Source organism: Pseudomonas sp. SIMBA_068 (assembly GCF_046534705.1).
Taxonomy (GTDB): Bacteria; Pseudomonadota; Gammaproteobacteria; order Pseudomonadales; family Pseudomonadaceae; genus Aquipseudomonas; species Aquipseudomonas putida.
This window is the reverse complement of the sequence record NZ_JAWRYI010000870.1, coordinates 1-259: the sequence shown is the minus strand read 5'-3', so window position 1 is coordinate 259 and position 259 is coordinate 1. Positions and strand designations below refer to the sequence as shown.

General features: G+C 51.4%; 1 protein-coding gene. It reads left to right on the top strand.

Annotated elements, in window-relative coordinates; all coding sequences use genetic code 11:
* The coding region (locus SB756_RS31845) for a LysR substrate-binding domain-containing protein (protein WP_410913471.1) at positions 1-259 on the top strand (259 nt) is incomplete at both ends.

Genomic DNA, 259 nt, shown 5'->3' with positions numbered 1-259 from the left:
AGCGATGATACGTTGCGCAACTGGCCGTCGTTGGTGCGCGAAGACACCTCGCGAACGCTACCTAAGCGTATTACCTGGTTGCTGGATAACCAAAAAAGACTTGTCGTGCCTGACTGGGAATCATCGGCAACCTGTATCTCGGCAGGATTATGCATAGGGATGGTGCCAACACATTTCGCCAAACCGTGGCTTAATGAGGGGAAGTGGGTAGCATTAGAACTGGAAAACCCCTTTCCGGATTCGGCATGTTGTCTGACAT